This is a genomic window from Salinivibrio sp. IB643 (assembly GCF_001996105.1).
GTDB lineage: Bacteria > Pseudomonadota > Gammaproteobacteria > Enterobacterales > Vibrionaceae > Salinivibrio > Salinivibrio costicola.
In genome coordinates this window covers 105,591-126,831 of the sequence record NZ_MUFF01000002.1, presented here as the reverse complement: position 1 = coordinate 126,831, position 21,241 = coordinate 105,591, and the positions used below count along the sequence as shown (strand labels likewise).

Sequence of the window (21,241 nt, the reverse complement as noted above, 5' to 3'; positions counted from 1 at the left end):
ATCGTGCATTATCACCAATATATCCCGGTCGATATTGTCAATGGGCCTGGGACGCGCTGCACTTTGTTTGTCTCAGGTTGTGAGCATCAATGTCGAGGCTGTTATAACAAAGCCACATGGCCGCTGAAAAGTGGCCACCTTTTCACTGATGTGATTAAAGATCAGATCATTCATGATCTTCTCGATACACGGATCCCGCGGCGCGGTTTGTCGTTAAGTGGTGGCGATCCTTTGCATCCTGCCAACCTCGACAGTGTAAAAGAATTGTTACAAGAAGTGGTGTTAAGTGCCCCGGATAAAGACATTTGGTTGTGGACAGGCTACACGCTGGAACAATTATCCTCTGAGCAGCAAGAGGTGGTGGCGTTGATTGATGTGCTGATCGACGGCAAATTTATCCAAGCAGAGGCCGATCCAAACCTCGTATGGCGGGGGAGTGCCAACCAATGCGTACACTTTCTGTCCGAGCGTGCGCAACATCGACAAGAGAATCACGGGTAAGAGGTTGCCAATTTTCCCGCATGGGGTAGGGTATAGCGTATCTTGAGCATTCAGGCTTAAAAGGACGTATTACTATGTTAGATCTGCTCTCGCCTGCCCAGCAGGATCCCATTCTCTCTTTGTCACTGGCTTATCGTGACGATCCGCGTGAGCATAAAATGGACTTAGGCATTGGCGTTTATCGTGATAGTCATGGTCAAACGCCAATTATGCAAGCCGTTAAAGCGGCACAACAATCCCTAGCGCAAACTCAGCAAACCAAAGCCTATGTTGGCCTGGCCGGCAATGAAAACTTCAACCAAGCTATGGTCGATCTCTTACTCAAAGGGACGGACGTATATGACCGTTGTGCCGCCGTGCAAACACCAGGTGCAAGTGGGGCGCTGCGTATGCTGGCCGATCTGATGAATCTCGCGAAGCCGGTGACTACCGTATGGTTGACAGACCCCAGCTATGTGAACCACAAGCCGGTGATGGAAGCGGCAGGCCTGACGGTGAAATTCTATCCGTATTTTAATCGTGAGACCAAAATGGTGGACGCCGATGCCATGCTGAATGCCTTATCACAGGCGGGCGCGGACGATGTGGTATTGTTACACGGTTGTTGTCATAACCCCACAGGTGCTGATATAAGCCTGAAGGAATGGGAAGCGATCACAGAGCTTGCAAATCGCAACGGATTTACTCCTTTTGTTGATATTGCCTATCAAGGCTTTGGTGATGGGATAGAAGAAGATGCTCGGGGTTTGCGTCTTTTAGCCGATAATGTTGAAGAGTTATTAATTGCGACATCTTGCTCTAAGAGTTTTGGCTTGTATCGAGAACGTACAGGCGCGGCGATTGTGGTGGGTAAATCTGCCCAAGAAGCGCAGAATGCGAAAGGGCGCATCATGCAACTGGCGCGCAGCACCTATACCATGCCACCGGATCACGGTGCCGCAATTGTCGAAACCATTTTGACGGATGATGCGCTTACGCAGCAATGGCGCAATGAAATTAAAGCTATGAACACCCGCATTAATGCCTTACGAGAAGGCTTGACGTCAGCCCTTCGCGATCGCACCGGTGACGGTTATTTTGATTTTATCCAACACCATCGTGGCATGTTTTCCGTACTTGGTCTGACTGGTGAGCAGATCCATCAGTTGCGAGACAAACACGGCGTCTATGCGGTAGGAGATAGCCGGATCAACATTGCTGGCCTAGCAGAGCGACATATCGATAGGTTGGCCGATGCGCTGGTGGATGTGACGTCATAAACAGTGATAATCACATAAAGGCATTAGCATACGCCCGTCGTACTTCGGTATGACGGGTTTTTTATAACTGCGTACACATAATGTGATGTCCCCCCACGCTTTTTTTACAACACAAGATTTCGGTGTCTTATACTCATGTATCTAAGTTGTAAATAAATAGGGAATGTTCATGCAACCGACTCGATCACCGTTTGCCACCATACAAGGTCGATACAGTATCGGATTGATCGTCTTTTTACTGATCGCGACGATCCTGACTGTTTTTAGCATACAGACATGGATTGCACCGACGCTAAAAAAAGAGGGAGAAGAAAGACTTAAGCTTAACCTGAATGAAGTGGGTCGCGATATTACCTTCGCTCTTCGTGAAGTAAAAGCGCAGCAGCGCGCCATTACGCAACTTATCCCAACCTTAACCAGCGCCCAAATCGATACCCAACTACCGCACCTTATTGATCAGTACGGCAACCCTCTGGTATTTGGAGGCGGTATATGGCCACTACCTAATAAACGCCTCGCGGGCGTTGATCGCGCCTCTACCTTTTATCACCGTGATGACAGCGGACAATTGGTTGAAAATACTTACTGGAATAGCGACGAGGCCCCAAATTATTACACCGAACCTTGGCATCGTGCGGGTCAAAATGCGCCTCGGGGAGCATGCGTTTGGGCCAATGCTTATAAAGATGGTGCCAGCGCTCAGCCTCGTACCAATTGTGCCATGGGGATTTATCAGCAAGGCAATTTATATGGTGTAGCAACCATTGATGTCACGCTTGGCTTTTTTAATCAATTGGTCGCAGAAAAGCAAAAAGCCTTAGATGCCAACATTGCCATTGTGGAATCCGATGGCAAGATCCTTAGCCAAAGCCGTGGTGGTTTCACGCGTGACGATGTACTTAAATCGGTCTCACGTTTCAACACGCCTTTCGCCAAGGCTATTGATACGGCTCTAAATCAACAGACGCAGCGTTTGATCTTTGAAGGTAAAGACCAGGAGCAAACTTTATTGCTGTCGCCAGTCTCTGGTACGCCATGGACGCTGGTCGTTGCCAAGCCAACCTCGGCACTCACGGCGCTGAGCGATAAAATTATCACCACCCTTGCTTGGATCCAGTTACCTCTGATCGGCTTATTGCTCGTGGTCATGCTCATTGCGTTTAAGCGACTTCATGGCCGATTTGCGACATTTAAGCAAAATGTGGATAGCTTATCCTCAGGCGATGCGGATCTCACATTACGATTGCCGACAAAAGGTAATGATGAGCTGGATAGCATCTCTCATTCAGTGAATGATTTTATCGCGTACTTGCAAGATTTAGTACAGAAAGTGATGAGCGCAAATCAAACCTGTTCGAACTATGTTGAGCAAATCAGTCATGATGCTAGCCAAACATTGTCGACGTTAGACGCCCATGTAAGAGAAACAGAAGGCGTTGCTACCGCGATTAATCAGCTAAGTGCCTCTGCTTCTGATGTCGCGGAAAACGTTAATCAAAGCCATGATGTCACGCGTCAGATGCAATCAGAAGCCCAGCAAGCGCGTGAAGAGACGCAGGCATCGACACGCAGTGTCTTAGCCCTCGTCGATAACGTGGAAACCAGTGAGCAAAAAGTCGCGCAAATGCGAGAGCATACTAAAGCAATTGAATCCATTCTCGGCGTGATTGGTGATATTGCAGAACAGACTAACTTACTGGCCTTGAATGCGGCGATTGAAGCGGCTCGGGCGGGCGACCAGGGACGCGGTTTTGCGGTTGTCGCGGATGAAGTGAGAAACCTCGCCTCGCGGACGCAACAGAGCACCGGTGAAGTCGATAAGATGTTGGCACAGGTCAGTGACGCTGTGACACAGGCCAGTCAATCCATGCAGGAGACGAGAGAGCAGTGTGTCTCATCCTCAGAGAGTAGCCAACAGGTTGAGCAGCGGATTGAAACCATGACCCAATCGGTGACGCAGGTTGACGAGCTAAGCACGCAAATCGCAACAGCCGCCACCGAGCAAAGCCAGGTCACTGAAGATATTAGTCAAACCATGACGTCTATCCGTGATATCGTCGCCAAGCTGCATCAACATGGGCAAACTACCGAGCAGCGTGCACATGATTTACAAGCGGCAAATGCGGCGTTGCAACAATTAGTGGGGCAATTTAAAGTCTAGCTGCATACTTGCCAAAGGGGCCGAATGCCCCTTTGGCATGTGACTTGTTGTGATGTCACGAATTGTATTAACGTTTGTTTTTGAGGTAACGCTTACGGCGGGCCTCTTTTTTAGCGGCTTTTTCTTCCTCTCGGCGGGCGTTGTCTTCTTCAACCTGCACCAGCTCGGTTTCAATCATGTCCGGTTTCTCTAACGTGAGGCCACCTAGCGCACCGGCGCGTAAATCATGCAACAGCACTTCCGAGGCTTTGTGCAAGTCAACCCGCCCTCCCGCACGCAGACAACCGCGCTTGGCACCAATCGCTTCCATCAACTCAATGTCTGTGTCGGGTAATAGATCAAGCTGATAGCGTTCTTGTAGCCGCTCGGGGTAGGCACTCGCCAAGTACTCCACGGTATAAAAAGCCACTTCGTCGTAGTCCATTGCTGTATCTTTCACAGCGCCGGTTGCCGCGAGACGAAAACCGCTATGTGGATTCTCAACCTTTGGCCATAAAATTCCCGGTGTATCAGAGAGCACCACGCCGTTTTGCAAGTTAATCCGTTGCTGCTGGCGCGTCACGGCGGGCTGGTTACCTGTTTTTGCAATCACTCGACCAGCAAGGCTGTTAATGATGGTGGACTTGCCTACGTTAGGGATCCCCATGATCATCGAGCGAATATTTTTACCCATGGCTTCGCGATGAGGGGCCAGTGCGCGGCACCGCTCCATGATTCGATTGACTTCACTTTGCTGCTGCGTGGTGATTGCCATTGCTGAAACGCCTTGCTCTTGCTCCAAGTGGGCCATCCAAATATCTGTCATGGCCGGATCGGCAAGATCGCGTTTGTTCAGTACTTTGATCACTGGCTTGTCGCCACGCAGTGTGCGGATCAGAGGGTTTTCGCTACTAAAGGGGATGCGTGCGTCGAGCACTTCGATGATCACATCGATCTTAGGGACGACTTCTTCGATTTCCTTTCGAGCCTTGTGCATATGGCCCGGAAACCACTGGATCTTGTTGTTAACCATGTTTGTACAACCTTGCTGATGCGAATGCGCCAACGTCATACAAGTCAGTGGCGCGACAATGGCGCGCATCATACCACTTAACGGTATCGATGAGAAAAGCTGGGGTGTGCTACTAAATAATAACTACTTATCTTTCTTGCTCGGGCTCAACTGCTTATCACACCATTTTTCAATAGAGGGTGCGTATAAGGTGAACAGGCCAATGATCATGGCGATGGCGCAGATTACATAGATAGCTGTCATTACACCCCTCCTTATTGGTTAACTTTAGTATACACCTTGTTTAGCCTTTCCTCGGCCTCAAGTGCCGAGGATGGCCATATTTTTAGGTTAGGTTGATGAAGATGGTTTAGTATCCGTATCAAACTGCTTGATCAGGACTGAGGTATCACTTCGACCGTATCCGCGTTGTTGCAGCTGCCTGTACTGTTGATCCACTTGCTCGGTTAAGGGAAGGTTCACGCCTAATTTGGCGGCTTCTTCTAAACAAAAGCCCAGATCTTTACGCATCCAATCAATCGCAAAGCCAAAATCAAACTGATCCTGTGCCATAGTCGATGCGCGATTGTCCATTTGCCAGGAGCCCGCGGCACCGTGCTTAATGGCATTGAGCATCTTTTCGATATCGAGATCAGCGGATTGCGCGAAGGTGAGTGCCTCGGATAAGCCTTGTAAGACGCCGGCAATACATATTTGGTTGGCCATTTTACAGCGCTGGCCGCTACCATTTGGGCCAATATGCTCAATCGCACTGGCGTAAACAGTCATCACAGGTTCAGCATGACGAAATACAGCAGGATCGCCACCTGCCATAATAGTAAGTTTGCCGTTTTCGGCGCCCGCTTGACCTCCGGAAACAGGCGCATCCAAAAAGTGAATACCTTGTCGGTTACACACGTCGGCAAGTTCAGTCGCCAGCTCTGCAGAGGTGGTAGTGTGATCCACCAAGGTACTGCCTTTTTTCATATTGGCCAGCACACCAATGTCGCCATAGACCACACTGCGTACGTCATCATCGTTACCTACGCACATAAAGACAATGTCAGCGTCAGTGACTGCCTCAGCAGGGGTACATCCACTCTGTCCTTGATAGGTTGTACACCAGCTTTCGGCCTTGCCGGGGGTCCGGTTGTAAACCCGGGTTGGGTAGCCGTTACGTTGCAGGTGGCCGGCCATCGAAAATCCCATCACGCCGAGGCCAATAAAAGCCACTTTGGTCTTGTTCACTTGCATGTCGTCACGCTTCCCTGTTGTGGATTAGGTAGTAATCTATCAAAAACTTAACCTTTCTTGTATATGTCAATGTTAAGCTTGTATCATCTTCTTTTGTGTTGTGGCACGGATTATTATGACAGCACGACAACCATTCTCATTAACCATCGCGCATATTAACGATACGCACTCACACTTTGAGTCTACGCCTGTCTCGCTCAGCTTAGATAGCGAAGACACACGGGTATATGCCAATTGCGGTGGATTCGCACGCATTGCATCGGCGGTGAAGCACTTTCGTCATCAGGCTGAACAAAATCAGCACGGCTTTCTGTTTCTGCACGCCGGTGATTGCTTCCAGGGCACGCTGTATTATTCCTTGTTTAAAGGAAAAGCAAATGCCGACATGCTTAATCGCCTTGGGATCGACGCGATGGCCATCGGTAATCATGAACTGGATCAAGGCAATGGGCCCGTTGCCGATTTTCTCGATGATATTAAGTTTCCTTTACTTGCCGGTAATTGGCATGTGGATGATGAAGCAAAAGACAAGCAAAAACGGGTAAGCGATAAGCCTAGCTTGATGCCATACCTGCCAGAGCACGCACGTGCGAGCACCCTGATCAAAACCTACGCGGGCCACCAGGTTGGTCTGTTTAGCTTGGCGGTTGAGAAAATGGCGGCACTGGCACATCCCGATCACGATACGCCGTTTTTGCCTGCCACCCAGATAGCTAAAAATACGGTGGCGTATTTGCGTGCTCAAGGGGTCAACACCATTATTTTGTTAAGCCACCTTGGTTATGACAAAGACAAGGCACTCGCAGCAGCAGTCAAAGGCATTGATGTGATTGTGGGAGGGCACACACATGTCTTACAAGGCGATTTTCAAAATATTGGTCTCGAGGCCCAAGATCCATACGGGTATCAAGTGAATGATACTTGGATTGTGCAAGCCGGGTGCCATGCGCAATCTATTGGCCGTTTTACGTTATCCATCGATGAAAAAGGTCGGCCAACAGCCTTTAATGGTCAAAATTACGTGCTGCTTGGACGCAGTTTGGCGATGGATGCGTCGCGCGAGCAGCAATTAACCGCCACTTCTTATCAAGCGGCGCGCGACTATCTGAATAGTCAGTCGAATGTACTCATTTTGCCGAGTGATTTAGATCTAAAACACCACTTGCAACAGACGTATCGTCCACAAGTGGCACAATTAGAGCGTGATATTGTCACGCATGTGCCTGAGCGTTTACGCCATGTTCGCGTCCCTGACGGCGAAGGCAGTAGCGACGTGGCCCCTTTGGTCACCGAGAGTTTTCTTTGGGCGGCGCGTGAGCAAGGGATTGATGCGGAGTTTGCGATACATAATGCGGGAGGGGTTCGAGTTGGATTGAACGCTGGCCCGCTTTCTGCTGCATTAATTGCCGGTACACTGCTGCCGTTTGCGATCGACGTGATCGCGTATCGAGTGACAGGCGAACAAATCCGCAGCGCGTTAGAAGGGGCAATCAACAACGCGACCAACAATGGCGTTGCTGGCCTTGGGACCGGCAGTTTCCCGTATTGTGCCGCTATCCGTTATCGTTATGAAGCGTGGCGCCCGATGGGGCAGCGCATCACCCAATTAGAAATCAAACGGGGTGAGCATTGGGTGGCGATGGACGATGCGCACCGATATACCGGTGTGTCCTCATCTTATACGGCACAAGGTAAAGAGGGCTATGACGCACTGCAGACAGGCCGTCGTCGCTCAATTGGTTTATCAATGGCGGAGTGTTTTATTCGGTATGCACGGCAGCAAAACGCACTCGCGCTCCCGAGCCAGCCTTTAGTGTGTTATTTGAGTACACCCGATCAGACACAAACCTGTTGGGGTCAATAACTTGGCCCATCCTTTGCTTATTCATCGATAGGTTGCACGTTCGGCATAACGTTGCCGTTAGATTAAGTTTGGGTCGTTATTGTCGATAACAGTAATAGGTGCCCTGAATGTAGCCATACTATCGAAAGGTGAAGGTGATGGAAAAACGTGATTGGTTTGATGTGGGGTTGATTAGCTTTTGGCTGATAGCTTGGGCATCTTTGGTTTATTTTGTACCGGTTGTATAAACGAGCCGCGCTAGGGTACCTGCGTGTCAGCGCGATGCGCGTGACGCATGGCCCAGCGAACCAAAAGTGGCTGTAAGTAAATGGGTAACTGAATGGCACCGATTAAGGGTAAAAATACCGGGCCAAGTGCGACGCCGGCAACAGTATAGGTCAGTAATACATTGCGATTTACAGCGGTCACCGCAGCGATCATACTGGCTGCTTGTCCTTGTCGCCGGTATAAACCGAAGGCAATGGTAAAAAAAAGCATGCAAAGTGCGACTGAAATTGCTAACAGTTCTAGGGCATACGCTTGATCTTTTTGCCAGGTTTCTCCAAATGGCCCCACCAGTCCCAAAGGAAAGCTAAACACCAGCACAATAGTAAACTGTGCGAGCTTGCCGTGAATGCGTTTGAGTTTTTCGGGCTTAACCAGCGCGTGAAAAATCGCAGCGAACGCCATGGGGCCGAAAATAAATACCACTAATCGAATCACGTAGCTTTGTAAATCGAGTGAAAAAGCATCACCACTGAATATTGTTAAATTGACGAATAAGACAACTGGCATCAGCAACGTTGAGGCGATGGTGTAGGCCATGGCGATCAGCGCGTCCATGCCTAACGAACGGATAATGGCGGGTGTGGCAAACAAGGAGCCGGTTGCGCAGATCCCACTAATCGCGAGTAATAACCCTGTCGATGCACCCAATAACCAAGCGATCGAACAGGTTATCAGCGTTAATACCACCGCATGAATAAATGCATATACCCACACTTGCCACTGGCCCAGTGCTTTTACCAGTAAACCTTGGTGGATGCCAAGCAGTGTAAATAGCATCAGCGCAAACAAAACATAGGGAAGAAAAGGAAACAACGCTAGCGATACCGCTGGAAATGCAAAGCCAATCAGCGCAGCAATAAAAAGAAAGATCGCAGAGTGTCGGGCTAGAAACGCAAGCATGGTCAACACCTTAGTGACATGTGTAACATTGATGTTATCAGGTTTTAATTGATAATCGAGCGATAAATCGCCATTTTTAATAAGTAAGACACGGCTATGTGCAAGTGACAAGGTATCGCATGGGTGTGGAGACGGCTTTCAAACAAAATAAATATAATGACAGCTCAAGGGCACATAAAAGCAAATAGGCGCTTTTTTAACCGTAAGTTAACATGGTTTTCTGATTAGCGATTGCTTGCTTTTCGGATTATAAAAACTAATCCTATGCTTTAATTTTCATCAATTTATCATTGTGGGTTAGCCACCTATACTACGCGCCGAGTGATTCAGAAAATAAAGCGAGGATCGTATGACGACTGCAACGGTTAATATGACACGTTCACGTCGATCTTACGCGGTAACTATCAAAGGACTGATCGCTCATGCCATGGATGTGTTGTTTACCCGCAGCACGCAAGCACCTGCTTATGATGCAAGCCGTTTACCGGCGCATTTGCAGCGTGATATCGGCATAAACCGATAAGACGACAAAAACGTAGACAGAACGCGAAACGCCACATCATCGAGATGTGGCGTTTTTTTATTTGTGGTTTAATCACCCTTGGCATTAACCAATCATATATTGCCTGATTTGTCCGAGCCGAAAGATAAAAAGGAGTAAAGAAAGATGGGATGGTTTTCCGCACTTTTTTCTGGTGGTCAATCGAAACAAGCTAAAGCGACTGTGACCCCAACAGATTACAAAGGCTATTTGATTTACCCCGAAGCGACCGCATAAAGCGGCCAGTACCGTGTATGCGGGCGTATTTGCAAAGAAATCGATGAACAGGTGATGACCCATCACTTTATCCGTTCTGATCTATTGGGAAATCAAGACGATGCAAATAGCTTGATGATCACAAAGGCCAAAATGATGATTGACCAGAATGGCGACAAGATTTTTGCGCGTGGCGGTTAGGCGATGCTGAGTGATACCAAAATTAATGCATAACTATGAACAATAAAAACAGATAAATTGTCGATTGGATCACATTTATACCCTAATGGCGATCCTCGCCCTGTGGTGATTAAGGAATAAACTCGTTAAGTTAAGGCTGTTGCGTTGCTAAGCACAAATTACTGACCCCCGCAACTGAGTGAACAATGGGTAAAACCGTTTTCAATACGAATTTAGTCAGTGAATGTCTCTCAGGTGGTACTCACCTGTGACGATTAAAAAATTTTTTATAAGCCAACATTCAGGGAATAGCTATGCAGATTGGTGTTCCAAAAGAGAGGCTCGTTAATGAAACGAGGGTAGCTGCGACGCCAAAGTCGGTGGAACAGCTTATCAAACTCGGTTTTGACGTAGTGGTAGAAAAGGGAGCGGGCGAAAAAGCAAGCTTCGAAGATACTGCGTACGAACTTGCCGGGGCGACCATTGTTGATACGGATGCCGTTTGGCAGTCTGAGGTCATATTTAAAGTCAACGCACCGGGTGTGATTGAACAAACCGGTCAAGATGAAGTGGAACGACTACAAGCAGGCACCACGCTTGTCAGCTTTATCTGGCCTGCCCAAAACGAAGAGCTGCTTGAGCGATTATCGGCGCGCAATGTTAATGTGATGGCGATGGATGCCGTGCCGCGGATTTCTCGYGCACAATCTTTAGACGCGCTAAGCTCGATGGCAAACATTGCGGGCTATCGCGCTATTGTCGAAGCGGCCCACGAATTTGGCCGTTTCTTTACCGGGCAAATCACCGCGGCCGGTAAAGTACCGCCTGCCAAGGTATTTGTTGCCGGTGCCGGGGTGGCAGGTCTGGCTGCGATTGGCGCTGCCGGGAGCCTAGGTGCCATTGTTCGTGCCTTTGATGTTCGCCCAGAGGTGAAAGAACAAGTTGAAAGCATGGGCGCTGACTTTCTTGAAGTGGACTTCAAACAAGACAGTGCAGGCAGCAGTGATGGCTATGCCAAAGAGATGTCGGATGAATTCAATCAGGCTGCGCAAAAGCTCTATGCGCAACAAGCAGAAGATGTCGATATTATCGTCACCACGGCGCTGATCCCTGGTAAACCTGCGCCAACGCTGATTACCAAAGAGATGGTAGACAGCATGAAATCCGGGAGTGTGATTGTTGATTTGGCAGCCGCCAATGGTGGCAACTGTGAGTACACCGAAAAAGACCAAGTCATCACCACGCCAAATGGGGTCAAAGTGATTGGCTATACCGATATGGTAGGGCGCTTGCCGACTCAGTCATCACAACTGTATGCCACTAACTTGGTTAACCTCACCAAACTGCTTTGCAAAGAAAAAGACGGCAATATTGCCATTGATTTTGACGATGTAGTCGTACGTGGCGTCACCGTTATTAAAGAAGGCGAAGTGACGTGGCCTGCACCGCCGATTCAAGTGTCGGCACAACCGAAAGCGGAACCTAAACCCGAACCTGCACCGAAAGCAGAGGCGAAAAAAACGTCACGGGCAACCAAGTATGGCTTAATGGCCGCCGGGTTGGGGGCGTTTGGCTGGGTTGCCAACTACGCCCCAAGTGAGTTCCTTTCTCATTTGACCGTGTTTGTGCTTGCCTGTGTTGTAGGCTACTACGTGGTCTGGAATGTAACCCATGCGCTACACACGCCACTGATGTCCGTCACCAATGCGATTTCAGGCATCATTATCGTCGGGGCGCTATTGCAAGTAGGACAAGGGATCGGTTTTGTTACCTTCCTCTCCTTCATTGCCGTGTTGATCGCCAGTATCAATATTTTTGGCGGCTTTACTGTTACAAAGCGCATGCTTGAAATGTTCCGTAAAGGGTAAGGAGAAAGAATGTCTGAAGGATTGGTACAAGCTGCGTATATTGTTGCCGCACTCTGTTTCATTCTGAGTTTGGCTGGGCTCTCAAAGCAAGAGTCTGCGCGTGCCGGTAACTACTACGGGATTACCGGGATGGCCATCGCGCTGGTGGCGACGATTTGGGGTCCCGATGTTCAAGGCGTTGGTTGGATTATACTCGCGATGGTCATTGGCGGCGCGATTGGTATTTACTACGCCAAACGGGTTGAGATGACCGAAATGCCGGAGCTGGTGGCGATGCTGCACAGTTTTGTCGGCCTGGCGGCGGTATTAGTCGGTTTTAACACCTATATTGATCATCCACCGCTGACCGGTGCGATGCTTAATATTCACTTAGTTGAGATCTTCTTAGGCGTGTTTATCGGTGCAGTGACTTTCACCGGGTCGATTGTCGCCTTTGGTAAACTGCGTGGCGTGATCTCGTCGAAAGCGCTGGCGTTACCGCATCGTCATAAGCTTAACCTTGCCGCCGTCGTGGTTTCCTTTTTACTGTTGATTAACTTCGTCAATGCCGAAGGCTCCACGTTCGCACTCATTGTAGTGACGCTCATCGCGCTGGCCTTTGGTTATCACCTTGTCGCTTCGATTGGCGGCGCAGACATGCCGGTTGTGGTGTCTATGCTGAACTCGTATTCCGGTTGGGCAGCGGCAGCGGCAGGCTTTATGCTGGCGAACGATCTACTGATCGTCACGGGGGCATTGGTCGGCTCATCGGGTGCCATTTTGTCTTACATCATGTGTAAGGCCATGAACCGCTCATTCATTAGTGTGATTGCTGGTGGCTTTGGTTCAGATGGCACCGCGTCATCGGGTGATGAAGAGGTCGGTGAATACCGCGAGAGTACCGCTGAAGAAGTCGCAGAAATGCTAAAAGACTCCAACAGTGTTGTGATCGCACCCGGCTATGGTATGGCCGTTGCGCAAGCGCAATATCCTGTTTACGAAGTAACAGAAAAACTGCGTAATATGGGCATTGACGTGCGATTCGCGATTCACCCCGTTGCAGGGCGTTTGCCTGGGCATATGAATGTGTTGCTCGCAGAAGCGAAAGTCCCCTATGACATCGTCTTAGAGATGGATGAAATTAATGATGATTTCCCGGATACGGATACGGTACTGGTGATCGGGGCTAACGACACAGTTAACCCCGCTGCAACAGATGATCCCTCTAGCCCCATTGCAGGCATGCCTGTACTTGAAGTCTGGAATGCTAAAAATGTGGTGGTCTTTAAACGTTCAATGAATACCGGCTATGCTGGGGTACAAAATCCATTGTTCTTTAAAGACAACAGCACCATGCTCTTTGGCGATGCCAAGCAAAGCGTCGAGGCGATTTCTAAGGCGCTATAGCCCAATAGCCTGCTAATAAATTAAAGCACTATTGCTCAGAAGAGCCAGTTAATTGACTGGCTCTTTTTTATGCGTAGTCGGTAGCTGCGGCAGTGAGTACAGCTCTGATCTTCTCCTCGCAATGAACAGAATCATACCTTTGATTCGAGAGCTTGCATCCGAGCGGCGCGAACTTACAATGCACTGACATTATTTCAATGTTTGGTGGTAAGCTGTCACTATGCGAATTCTGCTGCTAATCATTTTCACGCTGACAGCCTGGCCAGCCATGGCGGCGACGACATTTTCAGAGCAAATGACTGCGTTCCGAGCGCAGTTGCTTTTGGCGGATCCTATTGCGCGTTATAACCTCATCGGTATTAACCGTGCCTTTCCGCGGGTGTTGCTAAGTCCAGATAGCCTATTACCACAGACGACTCGTTATCCGTTAAAAGATATTCGCCGGCTCTATCAGGCTGCGCAAAAGTGTCAAGGACCTTGGCCGGTGAATCCGCAAGTGACAGAGCCTTTGGTGTTTACTCGTGCCATGTGTAATAACACCCAGCTTCCGGTGGCTTGGTTTTCTCGCTCGGGATTTATTCATCCCGGTGGCGGGAGCTATGCGGCCAAATACGTGGAGAAATACCCCGCGCGACGTAGCGAACTTGTGCGCTTTTTTCATATCCAAGAGCGACCAAAAGCCGAGCCTGACAGTTTACTCGGTCGGCTACAAAGAATGGATTCATCAGCGGTCGAGGCTCTAAATGGCGGCGCTAAAGCCTTGGTCAGTCAAAATGAAATGTGGATCCGTGTGGGCAGCTATTACCATTTGTATGCCGCGCAGCAATGGCAGCCTCTTGTCGCTGAATTTGATTTGCTTCTTACGCCTCGGGGGGAGCAAGATTTTTGTTTGGCCCGTGTGGGGAACATTTGTTGGAATGAAGAAAAAGCGCCCAGCTATTGGCCTTATCTTGTCGGCGCGCTGATTATCATCAACCTGGTTGCCCTCGGTGGTTGGGCATTTAACCGATGGACGGTACAGCGTCGGTTGATGCAAGAGCGTATGCTGGTATTACAAATATTGACGCACGAGTTACGTACCCCCATTGCCAGCTTGTCGATGACGGTTGAGGGGTTTCGGCGTAAATTCGATACGTTACCAGAGCCCTTTTATGATGAGTTTCGTCGTTTGTGTGAAGATTCAAGGCGTCTAAAACAGCTGGCGGAAGCGAGTAAGGATTACTTGCAGTCGAATCAAAAGCCATTGGGCAAAGAAACGATTCCGTCTATCGAAGAATGGTTAGGATACATTTGTGAAGAACATCAAGTGACGCTTCAGGTGAGTCAAGATGGCGCGGTGCGGGCCAATGTCTATTGGTTGACGACATCATTGAACAATTTGATTGCTAATGCGGTCAATTRTGGTGTCGCCCCGGTTGAAGTGCATGCAAAGGTATCAGCGGATCGTTTCACCATTGCAATATGTGACCAAGGCGATCTAACCGCCAAGGATTGGAAGCACATACGTAAACCCTTTGTCAGCCAAAGCGGTCTTGGGCTCGGGCTGACGATCGTAGAATCGATGATTGAGAGAATGGGGGGCAAGTTAATCCTTTCTGGTCCACCCACCACATTTACTTTGGAGATTCATTGTGACGCAACCGACGTTACTTCTGGTTGAAGATGATGCCAATCTAGCAGACGGCTTATTGGCAAGTTTGGAGCAAGCGGGCTACCAGTGTTTATATGCTGATAGTGCGACGAAAGTTGCTGAGTTATGGCGAGATGCGGATCTTGTCATCTTGGACCGCCAACTGCCTGAAGGCGACTCAATCGAATGGCTCGCGGATTGGAATAAACTCAAAACCGTGCCAGTGATCTTGCTGACAGCCATGGTGTCCGTGCGTGATCGCGTTGGCGGATTAGACTCGGGCGCTACCGATTATATCACTAAACCCTTTGCCGAAGCAGAGCTGCTCGCGCGCGTGCGTGTTCATCTTCGTCACCCTGTCGGAGAAGCGGAAATATCGAGTGACGATCTCGTAATCAATGAGGTGAGAATCGATACCGCGAGTCGTGCAGTCTTTTGTGGTGACCAAGAGATGACATTGACACGCACTGAGTTTGACTTGTTGCATTTCCTCGCCAAAAACGCAGGGCGTGTATTTACGCGTGATGAATTGCTCGATCAAGTGTGGGGGTATAACCATTATCCTACCACGCGTACGGTTGACACCCATATATTACAACTACGCCAGAAGCTGCCCTCGGTGAATATCGAGACGCTACGTGGCGTCGGCTATCGCATGAAGGCATGATGAAAACGCGCGCTCTCTTTGGACTATTAGCAACTATGCTGGGTGCTGGTGGCGCGCAGGCTGCGTGGTTTAACGGCAATGACGCGTTAACCAGTGCCCATCAGCGCCTATTAAATGGAAAAACCGCAGCCAGTGTAGAGGCCATGATTGAAGCCTGGCAGCAACCCAATCTTTCTGCTGCCAAGCAGGATCATCTCGCTCAGCTGCTTGCGCTCGCGATCACGGAAGACTGTGGGCGCAGTTTAAGCCAAAAGACATTGCCTGATTGGTTGAGCAATATATCTGTGCGTCGCGAAACGGTCCAAACCACGAGTCGGGTGTATTATCGGCTCCAAGTGTCAGGGGAGTCGCAAACGGGGGTGAATGCACTCACGTTAAAAAAATGGCCGGATCAAACGGTGATGCGTGGTGAGTTCTCTCCGGCGCAGCAACACGGTTGGCGTTTGATCAAAGATGGCCTTTCCGATCCTATTTCCCAAGGTCTTTATCAACTCACAGCCGAGTCAGTATCAGGCCATACGTGGTCGAGTTGGTTGCTTCTCACCCAGCCTCAGCCACGTCAAACATTGAGCTGGAAAGATACCCGAAGCTGGCACATTGCCCCTTTTGATGATTTTAACTCAACTTGTCAACGGCCCTTTCTGAGCCTTAACCTGTATCCGCACAATCAACCGGATGGTGCCCCGATCTGGTCTGCTGAAAAGCATAAGCGGCTTCCTACCCAGCTGCCAATGTTAGATGTGCCTAATGGTCAATACTGGTTTAGTGTTGCCCTGATTGAAAGGCGCTGGCAGGGCGCGCTGTCAATTGAAGAAGTTCAGCGTATCGGCCGGGCGATTGATTTACCGGATTTGGATCCTGACGCTTTAAATAGGATAGCGCCGAGCCGCTCGGACAAACAAAGTGACGAATAAATAGGCATTTGCGTTATGGTCAATTTGATAAAGTTCACACCTTTTTAGTGAGATCGGTCCAATTTTTCACTTTTACCTCTATGCTTGCCTTTCAAATAGMAAATCAAAACATAGGGGTAACGCAATGACCTTTAAAACAAAAGCGCTTGTGGTGGCACTGGTCGCATGCTCAACCAGTGCGTTGGCGGCGACTAACCCAACCGATGCCCGTGCCAATGCCATGGGTGGGGTAGGCGTGGCATCGGGGGATTATCTTTCCGCAGGCTTTCATAACCCAGCTTTGGCTGCACTTGATCCCGATAGCGCGTTTGGGGTGCTTATCCCGTATATTGGTGCCGAAGCGCGAGATCCCGATGAGCTTATTGACGGCCTCGATGATGTCGCCGATGCGTTTGACCAACAAGATGCAACAAAAATTGAATCTTCACTGAGAGCGGTGCAAGGCGATAAAGCCTACGTCAATGCCGGTGTTGGTGCTGCGGTGGGGATTCCCACAGGCTCTATCTCGGCGACACTCTATACATCTGGGTTAATTGAGGGAGCAGTCTTAACAGATATCGATTCCGATGACTTTAATCAATCAACTGGTAACTTTACACCAGAATCCTCAGCAACCATTCTTGCCGCCGGGGTTGGTGAGTTAGGGGTCGCACTGGCAACCAACCTTGATATTGCCGGCCAGCGCGTTGCGGTGGGCGTGACGCCGAAACTACAGAGAATTACCACCTATAATTACGGCGTCGCGGTTGACGACTACGATACGGATGATTGGGATGACAGCCGCTACCGCGAAGAAGAAAATGCTTTCAATCTTGATTTGGGCGCCGTGTGGCAATCGGGCCCGTACCAGATCGGCCTTGCCGGTAAGAACCTAGTTAGCCAAGATGTCGATACCGTAACCATCAATAACAACCGTTTCACTTATGAGCTTGAGCCGCAATTTACCCTGGGCTCGGCGTTTGTGTCTGACTTTGTGACCGTTGCTGCCGATTTAGATCTCAACAAGAAAAGCGGCTTTAAAGGTACGCTTAATGTGGATGATGACACCCAGTTTTTCCGAGTCGGGGCAGAGTTTGACGCCTTTGGCCATGCGCAACTACGCACCGGCTATCGTGCGGATCTAGAAGACAATGTCGATAATGCCTTTACCCTCGGTCTTGGTTTATCCCCCTTTGGTGTCGCCAATCTTGATATCGCCGCGAGTATCATCGATAGCAACAGCTATGGTGGTTCCGCTCAGCTGGCCTTTACGTTTTAAATCAGTTACTGCATGACAAATGATTGGGCAGGCCCTAAAATGGCCTGCCTTTTTTAATCATCACTTACCAATCATTGATCATCAAGAGAGTAACCGAATGTTTGACGGCGTTACGCTAAACCACGAGCAACAACAAGAAGCGGCAGAGCGCATTCACGCGCTGATGGCAAAAGGCATGAGCAGCGGTGAGGCGATTATGCAGGTTGCCAATGAAATACGTTCGCAAGCAGCGCAAGCGGCTCAAGCCTCTTCGTCTGAAGAGTGAGACACACTGCAAACATATTGTGTTTTTATTTACAATTCCAACAATCCCTGATTAATTTAAAGTAGGTCAGTAAAGGAGTGTTGGATGGGTAGTCGGCTGGAACAAGCGCGAGAGTGGGCGAGGGTGCGACATGCCCTCCAGCGGTATGGCGCTCAGCCCTATCGTTGTCACCTGGATCATGTCGAGCGGATTGCCACGCCTTTTGGTGAACAAGCACGTATTGTGGCGCAACTGCACGATATTTTGGAAGACACCGCGACGCGTGTGGATGAGATCTCTGCGCTTTTCGGCCCCACGGTAGCCCGCGCTGTGATGCTGGTGACCGATCCGCGCCGACCCAATCGCGAAGAGCGAAAACGCGCGTTAAACCAGCGTTTGATTGTGCTTGATGTCACGGATGAGGCGGCTTGGCTTGCCTTGGTGGTAAAAACCTGTGATCGACTCGCGAACGTCATTGCCAGTAGTGAACACAGCCCAAAACGGTTTGAGCAATATCAACGCGAACACGGCGGCTTTCGCGTTGCTGTATATCGCCCCGGTTTGTGTGACAACTTATGGCAAGAGCTAGATGGTTTGATTGATGCCGGCCAACACGCAGACCGACATCCTGATCATCAGCTCCACGCGTCGATCTCTTAGCCGCTGTTTTCGACGACGCGGTTAATGCTTAGTCGTTAGTTATCTAAGTCATACACAGTCGGGACGGGCTGTCGTTTGTGCTGCGTTGCCTGGTACACCTTAATAATCTTCTCTTTCACCGCATTATCGACTGGCTTACCTTCAAGAAAATCATCAATTTGCTCATACGTGAGTTGTAATGCGTCTTCGTCGGCTTTTTGTGGCGATAAGTCTTCCAAATCCGCGGTAGGGACTTTATGAACTAACACATCCGGCGCCTCTAAGTGGGCGGCAAGTTGACGCACTTGGCGTTTATTGAGACCAAATAAAGGGGCAAGATCGCAGGCGCCATCGCCGAATTTGGTATAAAAGCCGGTGATGTTCTCTGCCGAGTGATCGGTGCCGAGGACCAAACCTTGGGTTAAACCGGCAATTTCATACTGTGCAACCATTCGGGCGCGTGCTTTAACATTGCCTTTGGCAAAATCAATCCGCCCTTCGTTTGCTGGCAATAGCCCAACTTCCGACACTGCATCGAGTACCGATTGATGTGTACCGTCGACACCGGGTTTTACATTGACGGTCACGGTTTTACTTGGTTGGATAAATGATAGCGCGAGTTGGGCTTCATCCTCATCTTTTTGCTCACCGTAGGGTAAGCGTACCGCGATAAACTGATATTGCTCGGTGCCTGCGGCTTGATTAAGTTCGTCAACGGCTAATTGTGCCAGTTTTCCACATGTTGAAGAATCGACGCCTCCACTAATGCCTAATACAAGGCTCCGGGTTCCTGAACGTTGTAGCATGGCTTTGATAAACGCAATGCGGCGGCGTACTTCGAGCGCTGGGTCAATCGTGGGTTGCACGCGCATTTCTTCGCGGATCGGGTGTTCCATGTTGTGTTCCTCTTTTTAACTCTGGCATGCGACTTTAATGAAGGTTTGGCTGCGTATTATTGTGCATGATCTCTGGCGCGTTGGGTATAGCCAAATCAATCCCTTCGCGTTGCGGGTTACGTGTTAGGTTTTTGATTGGTTTCATGGCATCATTGTGCGCGATATCCACCGTATCCAGAATGGTTCGGCCAGAATGGTTCGGCCAGAATGGTTTGGCTAAGAGAATACGATGACAGAGCAAATTGCAGTGTTTGGTAGCGCTTTTAATCCGCCGACGCAAGGCCATGCGTCGGTATTAGCACAACTGAATCACTTTGATCAGGTATTGCTGGTCCCTAGCTACAAGCATGCTTGGGGGAAAGCGATGGCGCCTTATGACACTCGCTGTGCGTGGGTGCGGACGTTTATCGATGATGTCGCGCTCTCGAACCTGACACTATGTCAACGCGAGGCATCGCTTGGCGCTGAAGGTGACCCTGTCACAACGTTTATGCTACTGAGTGCGTTACAGCAAGATTATCCAGAGGCCGCGTTAACTTTTGTTGTTGGACCAGACAACTTGGTTAAGTTTGGTCAATTCGCGAACAGTGACAAGATCCTTGCGCGCTGGTCTGTATTAGGGATGCCAGAAAAAGTGGTGGTTCGAAGTACCCACATACGTGAACGACTCCAACAGGGACTACCCATTAGTGAGTTAACCACCCCGAACGTCGCGGCACAGCTAACCGACTCAGCGTTCAGGGCGTATTAGCACATGATAGATTGATTCGTCTTGTGTATCACGCCTCGAAGGTGTCGGTATAACGCGCATACAGTGATTCTGCCTGCGCGTGTGCGATGCCGATATGAGCCGCGGCTTTGATTAATGTTTGCCCGGATTTGAGGGCGGCACGGAGTCGTCTCACGATAAAATACTCGTGTAAGTCTTCCATGGTCAGTTGTGTGAGAGCTTGTAATTGATAGTGTTGTTCAGCGTTTGCGGGCGGTTGACCTGCTTGTGCCCGTGTTACGCAGTCTGCCAAGATTTGGGTTTGTCGATTGAGTGTTTGCAACGGTGTCATGAGTGAAACCTGATCTAATGCGACAGCGTGAAGCCGGCGTGCTTGCGCTGATGATGACGGCTGATATCCTGACGTAAGCAGTGCACAAAGGCTGGCAACAAGTAGGGGGGACACCTCGACATGCCCAACTTGTGTAGGCAGCTTCTGCGTGACACGTGGCGATATGGCCAGTTGATGTACTCGTGTGTTTGGCGTGATGGTCAGGGCATGCAAACATTCAAATGGAAGCCAAAATCCTTGACCACTATGCACAGGGATGTCGGCTTTCCCTAAGCGAACAAATACGACGCCGTCTTCAACAAACAGCAAATTGGCCGAGTAACGACGCTTACGAGGCGTAAAAGTCAGTGATGATGATTGGTAAAACGTATGTTCGCTGGTGTACTTCATAATGGCGTCTCAATGTAACAAGGCGGCAATGGTGAGCACTTTTGCTGTTAAGGTCAAGTACACACCCCGAAAGGGAACCCTTTTGGTGCAATAAGGTCTGACCTCCAACCTGTGGAAAATATCGGTGGATTCACTTTGAATCCTTGTTTGGCTG

Annotated in this window: 19 protein-coding genes and 1 pseudogene; 15 read left to right on the top strand and 5 right to left on the bottom strand. The window is 49.6% G+C overall.

Going from position 1 to position 21,241, the window contains the following annotated elements:
* Window positions 1–3 precede the first annotated feature (3 nt).
* From nrdG to BZG77_RS01535, 3 genes are all read left to right on the top strand, one after another.
* Complete coding sequence (gene nrdG, locus BZG77_RS01545; RefSeq protein WP_077645925.1) at window positions 4–501, top strand: anaerobic ribonucleoside-triphosphate reductase-activating protein; 498 nt, start codon at window positions 4–6, stop codon at window positions 499–501.
* 74 nt (window positions 502–575) lie between these two features.
* On the top strand, window positions 576–1,760 hold the full coding sequence (locus BZG77_RS01540; protein WP_077645924.1) for an amino acid aminotransferase: 1,185 nt from the start codon (window positions 576–578) through the stop codon (window positions 1,758–1,760).
* Between the two features lie 169 nt (window positions 1,761–1,929).
* Window positions 1,930–3,921, top strand: a complete 1,992-nt coding sequence (locus tag BZG77_RS01535) for a methyl-accepting chemotaxis protein (protein WP_077645923.1) — start codon at window positions 1,930–1,932, stop codon at window positions 3,919–3,921.
* Between the two features lie 67 nt (window positions 3,922–3,988).
* Here BZG77_RS01535 and ylqF read toward each other — a convergent pair whose 3' ends face one another.
* Together ylqF and BZG77_RS01525 are read right to left on the bottom strand one after the other, a co-directional pair.
* Window positions 3,989–4,933, bottom strand: coding sequence for a ribosome biogenesis GTPase YlqF (ylqF, locus tag BZG77_RS01530; RefSeq protein WP_077645949.1), 945 nt, complete (start codon window positions 4,931–4,933; stop codon window positions 3,989–3,991).
* Between the two features lie 330 nt (window positions 4,934–5,263).
* Window positions 5,264–6,160 (bottom strand): NAD(P)-dependent oxidoreductase, encoded by an 897-nt coding sequence (locus BZG77_RS01525; RefSeq protein ID WP_108743923.1) that lies wholly within the window; start codon window positions 6,158–6,160, stop codon window positions 5,264–5,266.
* A 121-nt stretch (window positions 6,161–6,281) separates the two neighbouring features.
* Here BZG77_RS01525 and BZG77_RS01520 point away from each other — a divergent pair, with 121 nt between their 5' ends.
* Window positions 6,282–8,030 carry a bifunctional metallophosphatase/5'-nucleotidase gene (locus tag BZG77_RS01520; RefSeq protein WP_077645921.1) on the top strand — a complete coding sequence of 583 codons (1,749 nt, stop codon included), beginning with the start codon at window positions 6,282–6,284 and terminating at the stop codon, window positions 8,028–8,030.
* Window positions 8,031–8,267: 237 nt separating this feature from the next.
* Here the strand turns inward: BZG77_RS01520 and BZG77_RS01515 are convergent, their stop codons facing one another.
* Window positions 8,268–9,197, bottom strand: coding sequence for a hypothetical protein (locus BZG77_RS01515; protein WP_198532369.1), 930 nt, complete (start codon window positions 9,195–9,197; stop codon window positions 8,268–8,270).
* 349 nt (window positions 9,198–9,546) lie between these two features.
* Between BZG77_RS01515 and BZG77_RS14885 the strand changes: the two genes are divergently transcribed.
* The 10 genes and pseudogenes from BZG77_RS14885 to BZG77_RS01470 all read left to right on the top strand — a co-directional run bounded on the left by BZG77_RS14885 (window position 9,547) and on the right by BZG77_RS01470 (window position 18,761).
* The gene (locus BZG77_RS14885) at window positions 9,547–9,720 is read left to right on the top strand and encodes a hypothetical protein (RefSeq protein ID WP_021023852.1); all 174 of its coding nucleotides are present in this window, start codon (window positions 9,547–9,549) and stop codon (window positions 9,718–9,720) included.
* A 144-nt stretch (window positions 9,721–9,864) separates the two neighbouring features.
* A pseudogene (locus BZG77_RS01510) lies at window positions 9,865–10,155 on the top strand (HlyU family transcriptional regulator).
* A 293-nt stretch (window positions 10,156–10,448) separates the two neighbouring features.
* A complete protein-coding gene (locus tag BZG77_RS01505) occupies window positions 10,449–12,002 on the top strand; it encodes a Re/Si-specific NAD(P)(+) transhydrogenase subunit alpha (RefSeq protein ID WP_077460771.1) in 1,554 nt (517 codons plus the stop codon).
* A 9-nt stretch (window positions 12,003–12,011) separates the two neighbouring features.
* The gene (pntB, locus tag BZG77_RS01500; protein WP_077645920.1) at window positions 12,012–13,388 is read left to right on the top strand and encodes a Re/Si-specific NAD(P)(+) transhydrogenase subunit beta; all 1,377 of its coding nucleotides are present in this window, start codon (window positions 12,012–12,014) and stop codon (window positions 13,386–13,388) included.
* Window positions 13,389–13,608: 220 nt separating this feature from the next.
* Entirely contained in the window at window positions 13,609–15,048 is a 1,440-nt protein-coding gene (locus BZG77_RS01495) for an ATP-binding protein (protein WP_077645919.1), read from the top strand.
* Window positions 15,020–15,685: a response regulator transcription factor gene (locus tag BZG77_RS01490; RefSeq protein WP_077460768.1), complete on the top strand. Its 666-nt coding sequence runs from the start codon at window positions 15,020–15,022 to the stop codon at window positions 15,683–15,685. The genes BZG77_RS01495 and BZG77_RS01490 overlap by 29 nt, the downstream gene beginning before the upstream one ends.
* Window positions 15,682–16,599 (top strand): DUF2861 family protein, encoded by a 918-nt coding sequence (locus tag BZG77_RS01485; RefSeq protein ID WP_077645918.1) that lies wholly within the window; start codon window positions 15,682–15,684, stop codon window positions 16,597–16,599. Before BZG77_RS01490 ends, BZG77_RS01485 begins: the two co-directional genes overlap by 4 nt.
* 124 nt (window positions 16,600–16,723) lie before the next feature.
* Window positions 16,724–17,857: a conjugal transfer protein TraF gene (traF, locus tag BZG77_RS01480; RefSeq protein WP_077645917.1), complete on the top strand. Its 1,134-nt coding sequence runs from the start codon at window positions 16,724–16,726 to the stop codon at window positions 17,855–17,857.
* A gap of 97 nt (window positions 17,858–17,954) precedes the next feature.
* Window positions 17,955–18,122, top strand: a complete 168-nt coding sequence (locus tag BZG77_RS01475; protein WP_077460953.1) for a YoaH family protein — start codon at window positions 17,955–17,957, stop codon at window positions 18,120–18,122.
* 84 nt (window positions 18,123–18,206) lie between these two features.
* Window positions 18,207–18,761, top strand: coding sequence for an HD domain-containing protein (locus BZG77_RS01470; protein WP_021023844.1), 555 nt, complete (start codon window positions 18,207–18,209; stop codon window positions 18,759–18,761).
* Window positions 18,762–18,796: 35 nt separating this feature from the next.
* Here BZG77_RS01470 and nadE read toward each other — a convergent pair whose 3' ends face one another.
* On the bottom strand, window positions 18,797–19,636 hold the full coding sequence (gene nadE / locus BZG77_RS01465; RefSeq protein ID WP_077460765.1) for an ammonia-dependent NAD(+) synthetase: 840 nt from the start codon (window positions 19,634–19,636) through the stop codon (window positions 18,797–18,799).
* Window positions 19,637–19,865: 229 nt separating this feature from the next.
* Between nadE and BZG77_RS01460 the strand changes: the two genes are divergently transcribed.
* Window positions 19,866–20,387, top strand: a complete 522-nt coding sequence (locus tag BZG77_RS01460; protein ID WP_077645916.1) for a nicotinate-nicotinamide nucleotide adenylyltransferase — start codon at window positions 19,866–19,868, stop codon at window positions 20,385–20,387.
* A 28-nt stretch (window positions 20,388–20,415) separates the two neighbouring features.
* On the opposite strand, the gene BZG77_RS01455 is transcribed toward BZG77_RS01460, so the two are convergent.
* On the bottom strand, window positions 20,416–21,087 hold the full coding sequence (locus BZG77_RS01455) for a hypothetical protein (protein WP_077645915.1): 672 nt from the start codon (window positions 21,085–21,087) through the stop codon (window positions 20,416–20,418).
* Between the last annotated feature and the right edge of the window lie 154 nt (window positions 21,088–21,241).

What these genes read in the sequence shown, in the direction of transcription:
- BZG77_RS01520 (WP_077645921.1), top strand. Translation starts at nt 6,282, where the DNA reads ATGACAGCACGACAACCATTCTCATTAACCATCGCGCATATTAACGAT.
- BZG77_RS01455 (WP_077645915.1), bottom strand. Translation starts at nt 21,087, where the DNA reads ATGAAGTACACCAGCGAACATACGTTTTACCAATCATCATCACTGACT.
- nadE (WP_077460765.1), bottom strand. Translation starts at nt 19,636, where the DNA reads ATGGAACACCCGATCCGCGAAGAAATGCGCGTGCAACCCACGATTGAC.
- BZG77_RS14885 (WP_021023852.1), top strand. Translation starts at nt 9,547, where the DNA reads ATGACGACTGCAACGGTTAATATGACACGTTCACGTCGATCTTACGCG.
- ylqF (WP_077645949.1), bottom strand. Translation starts at nt 4,933, where the DNA reads ATGGTTAACAACAAGATCCAGTGGTTTCCGGGCCATATGCACAAGGCT.
- BZG77_RS01470 (WP_021023844.1), top strand. Translation starts at nt 18,207, where the DNA reads ATGGGTAGTCGGCTGGAACAAGCGCGAGAGTGGGCGAGGGTGCGACAT.
- BZG77_RS01535 (WP_077645923.1), top strand. Translation starts at nt 1,930, where the DNA reads ATGCAACCGACTCGATCACCGTTTGCCACCATACAAGGTCGATACAGT.
- BZG77_RS01515 (WP_198532369.1), bottom strand. Translation starts at nt 9,197, where the DNA reads ATGCTTGCGTTTCTAGCCCGACACTCTGCGATCTTTCTTTTTATTGCT.
- BZG77_RS01540 (WP_077645924.1), top strand. Translation starts at nt 576, where the DNA reads ATGTTAGATCTGCTCTCGCCTGCCCAGCAGGATCCCATTCTCTCTTTG.
- pntB (WP_077645920.1), top strand. Translation starts at nt 12,012, where the DNA reads ATGTCTGAAGGATTGGTACAAGCTGCGTATATTGTTGCCGCACTCTGT.
- traF (WP_077645917.1), top strand. Translation starts at nt 16,724, where the DNA reads ATGACCTTTAAAACAAAAGCGCTTGTGGTGGCACTGGTCGCATGCTCA.
- BZG77_RS01485 (WP_077645918.1), top strand. Translation starts at nt 15,682, where the DNA reads ATGATGAAAACGCGCGCTCTCTTTGGACTATTAGCAACTATGCTGGGT.
- BZG77_RS01475 (WP_077460953.1), top strand. Translation starts at nt 17,955, where the DNA reads ATGTTTGACGGCGTTACGCTAAACCACGAGCAACAACAAGAAGCGGCA.
- BZG77_RS01460 (WP_077645916.1), top strand. Translation starts at nt 19,866, where the DNA reads ATGACAGAGCAAATTGCAGTGTTTGGTAGCGCTTTTAATCCGCCGACG.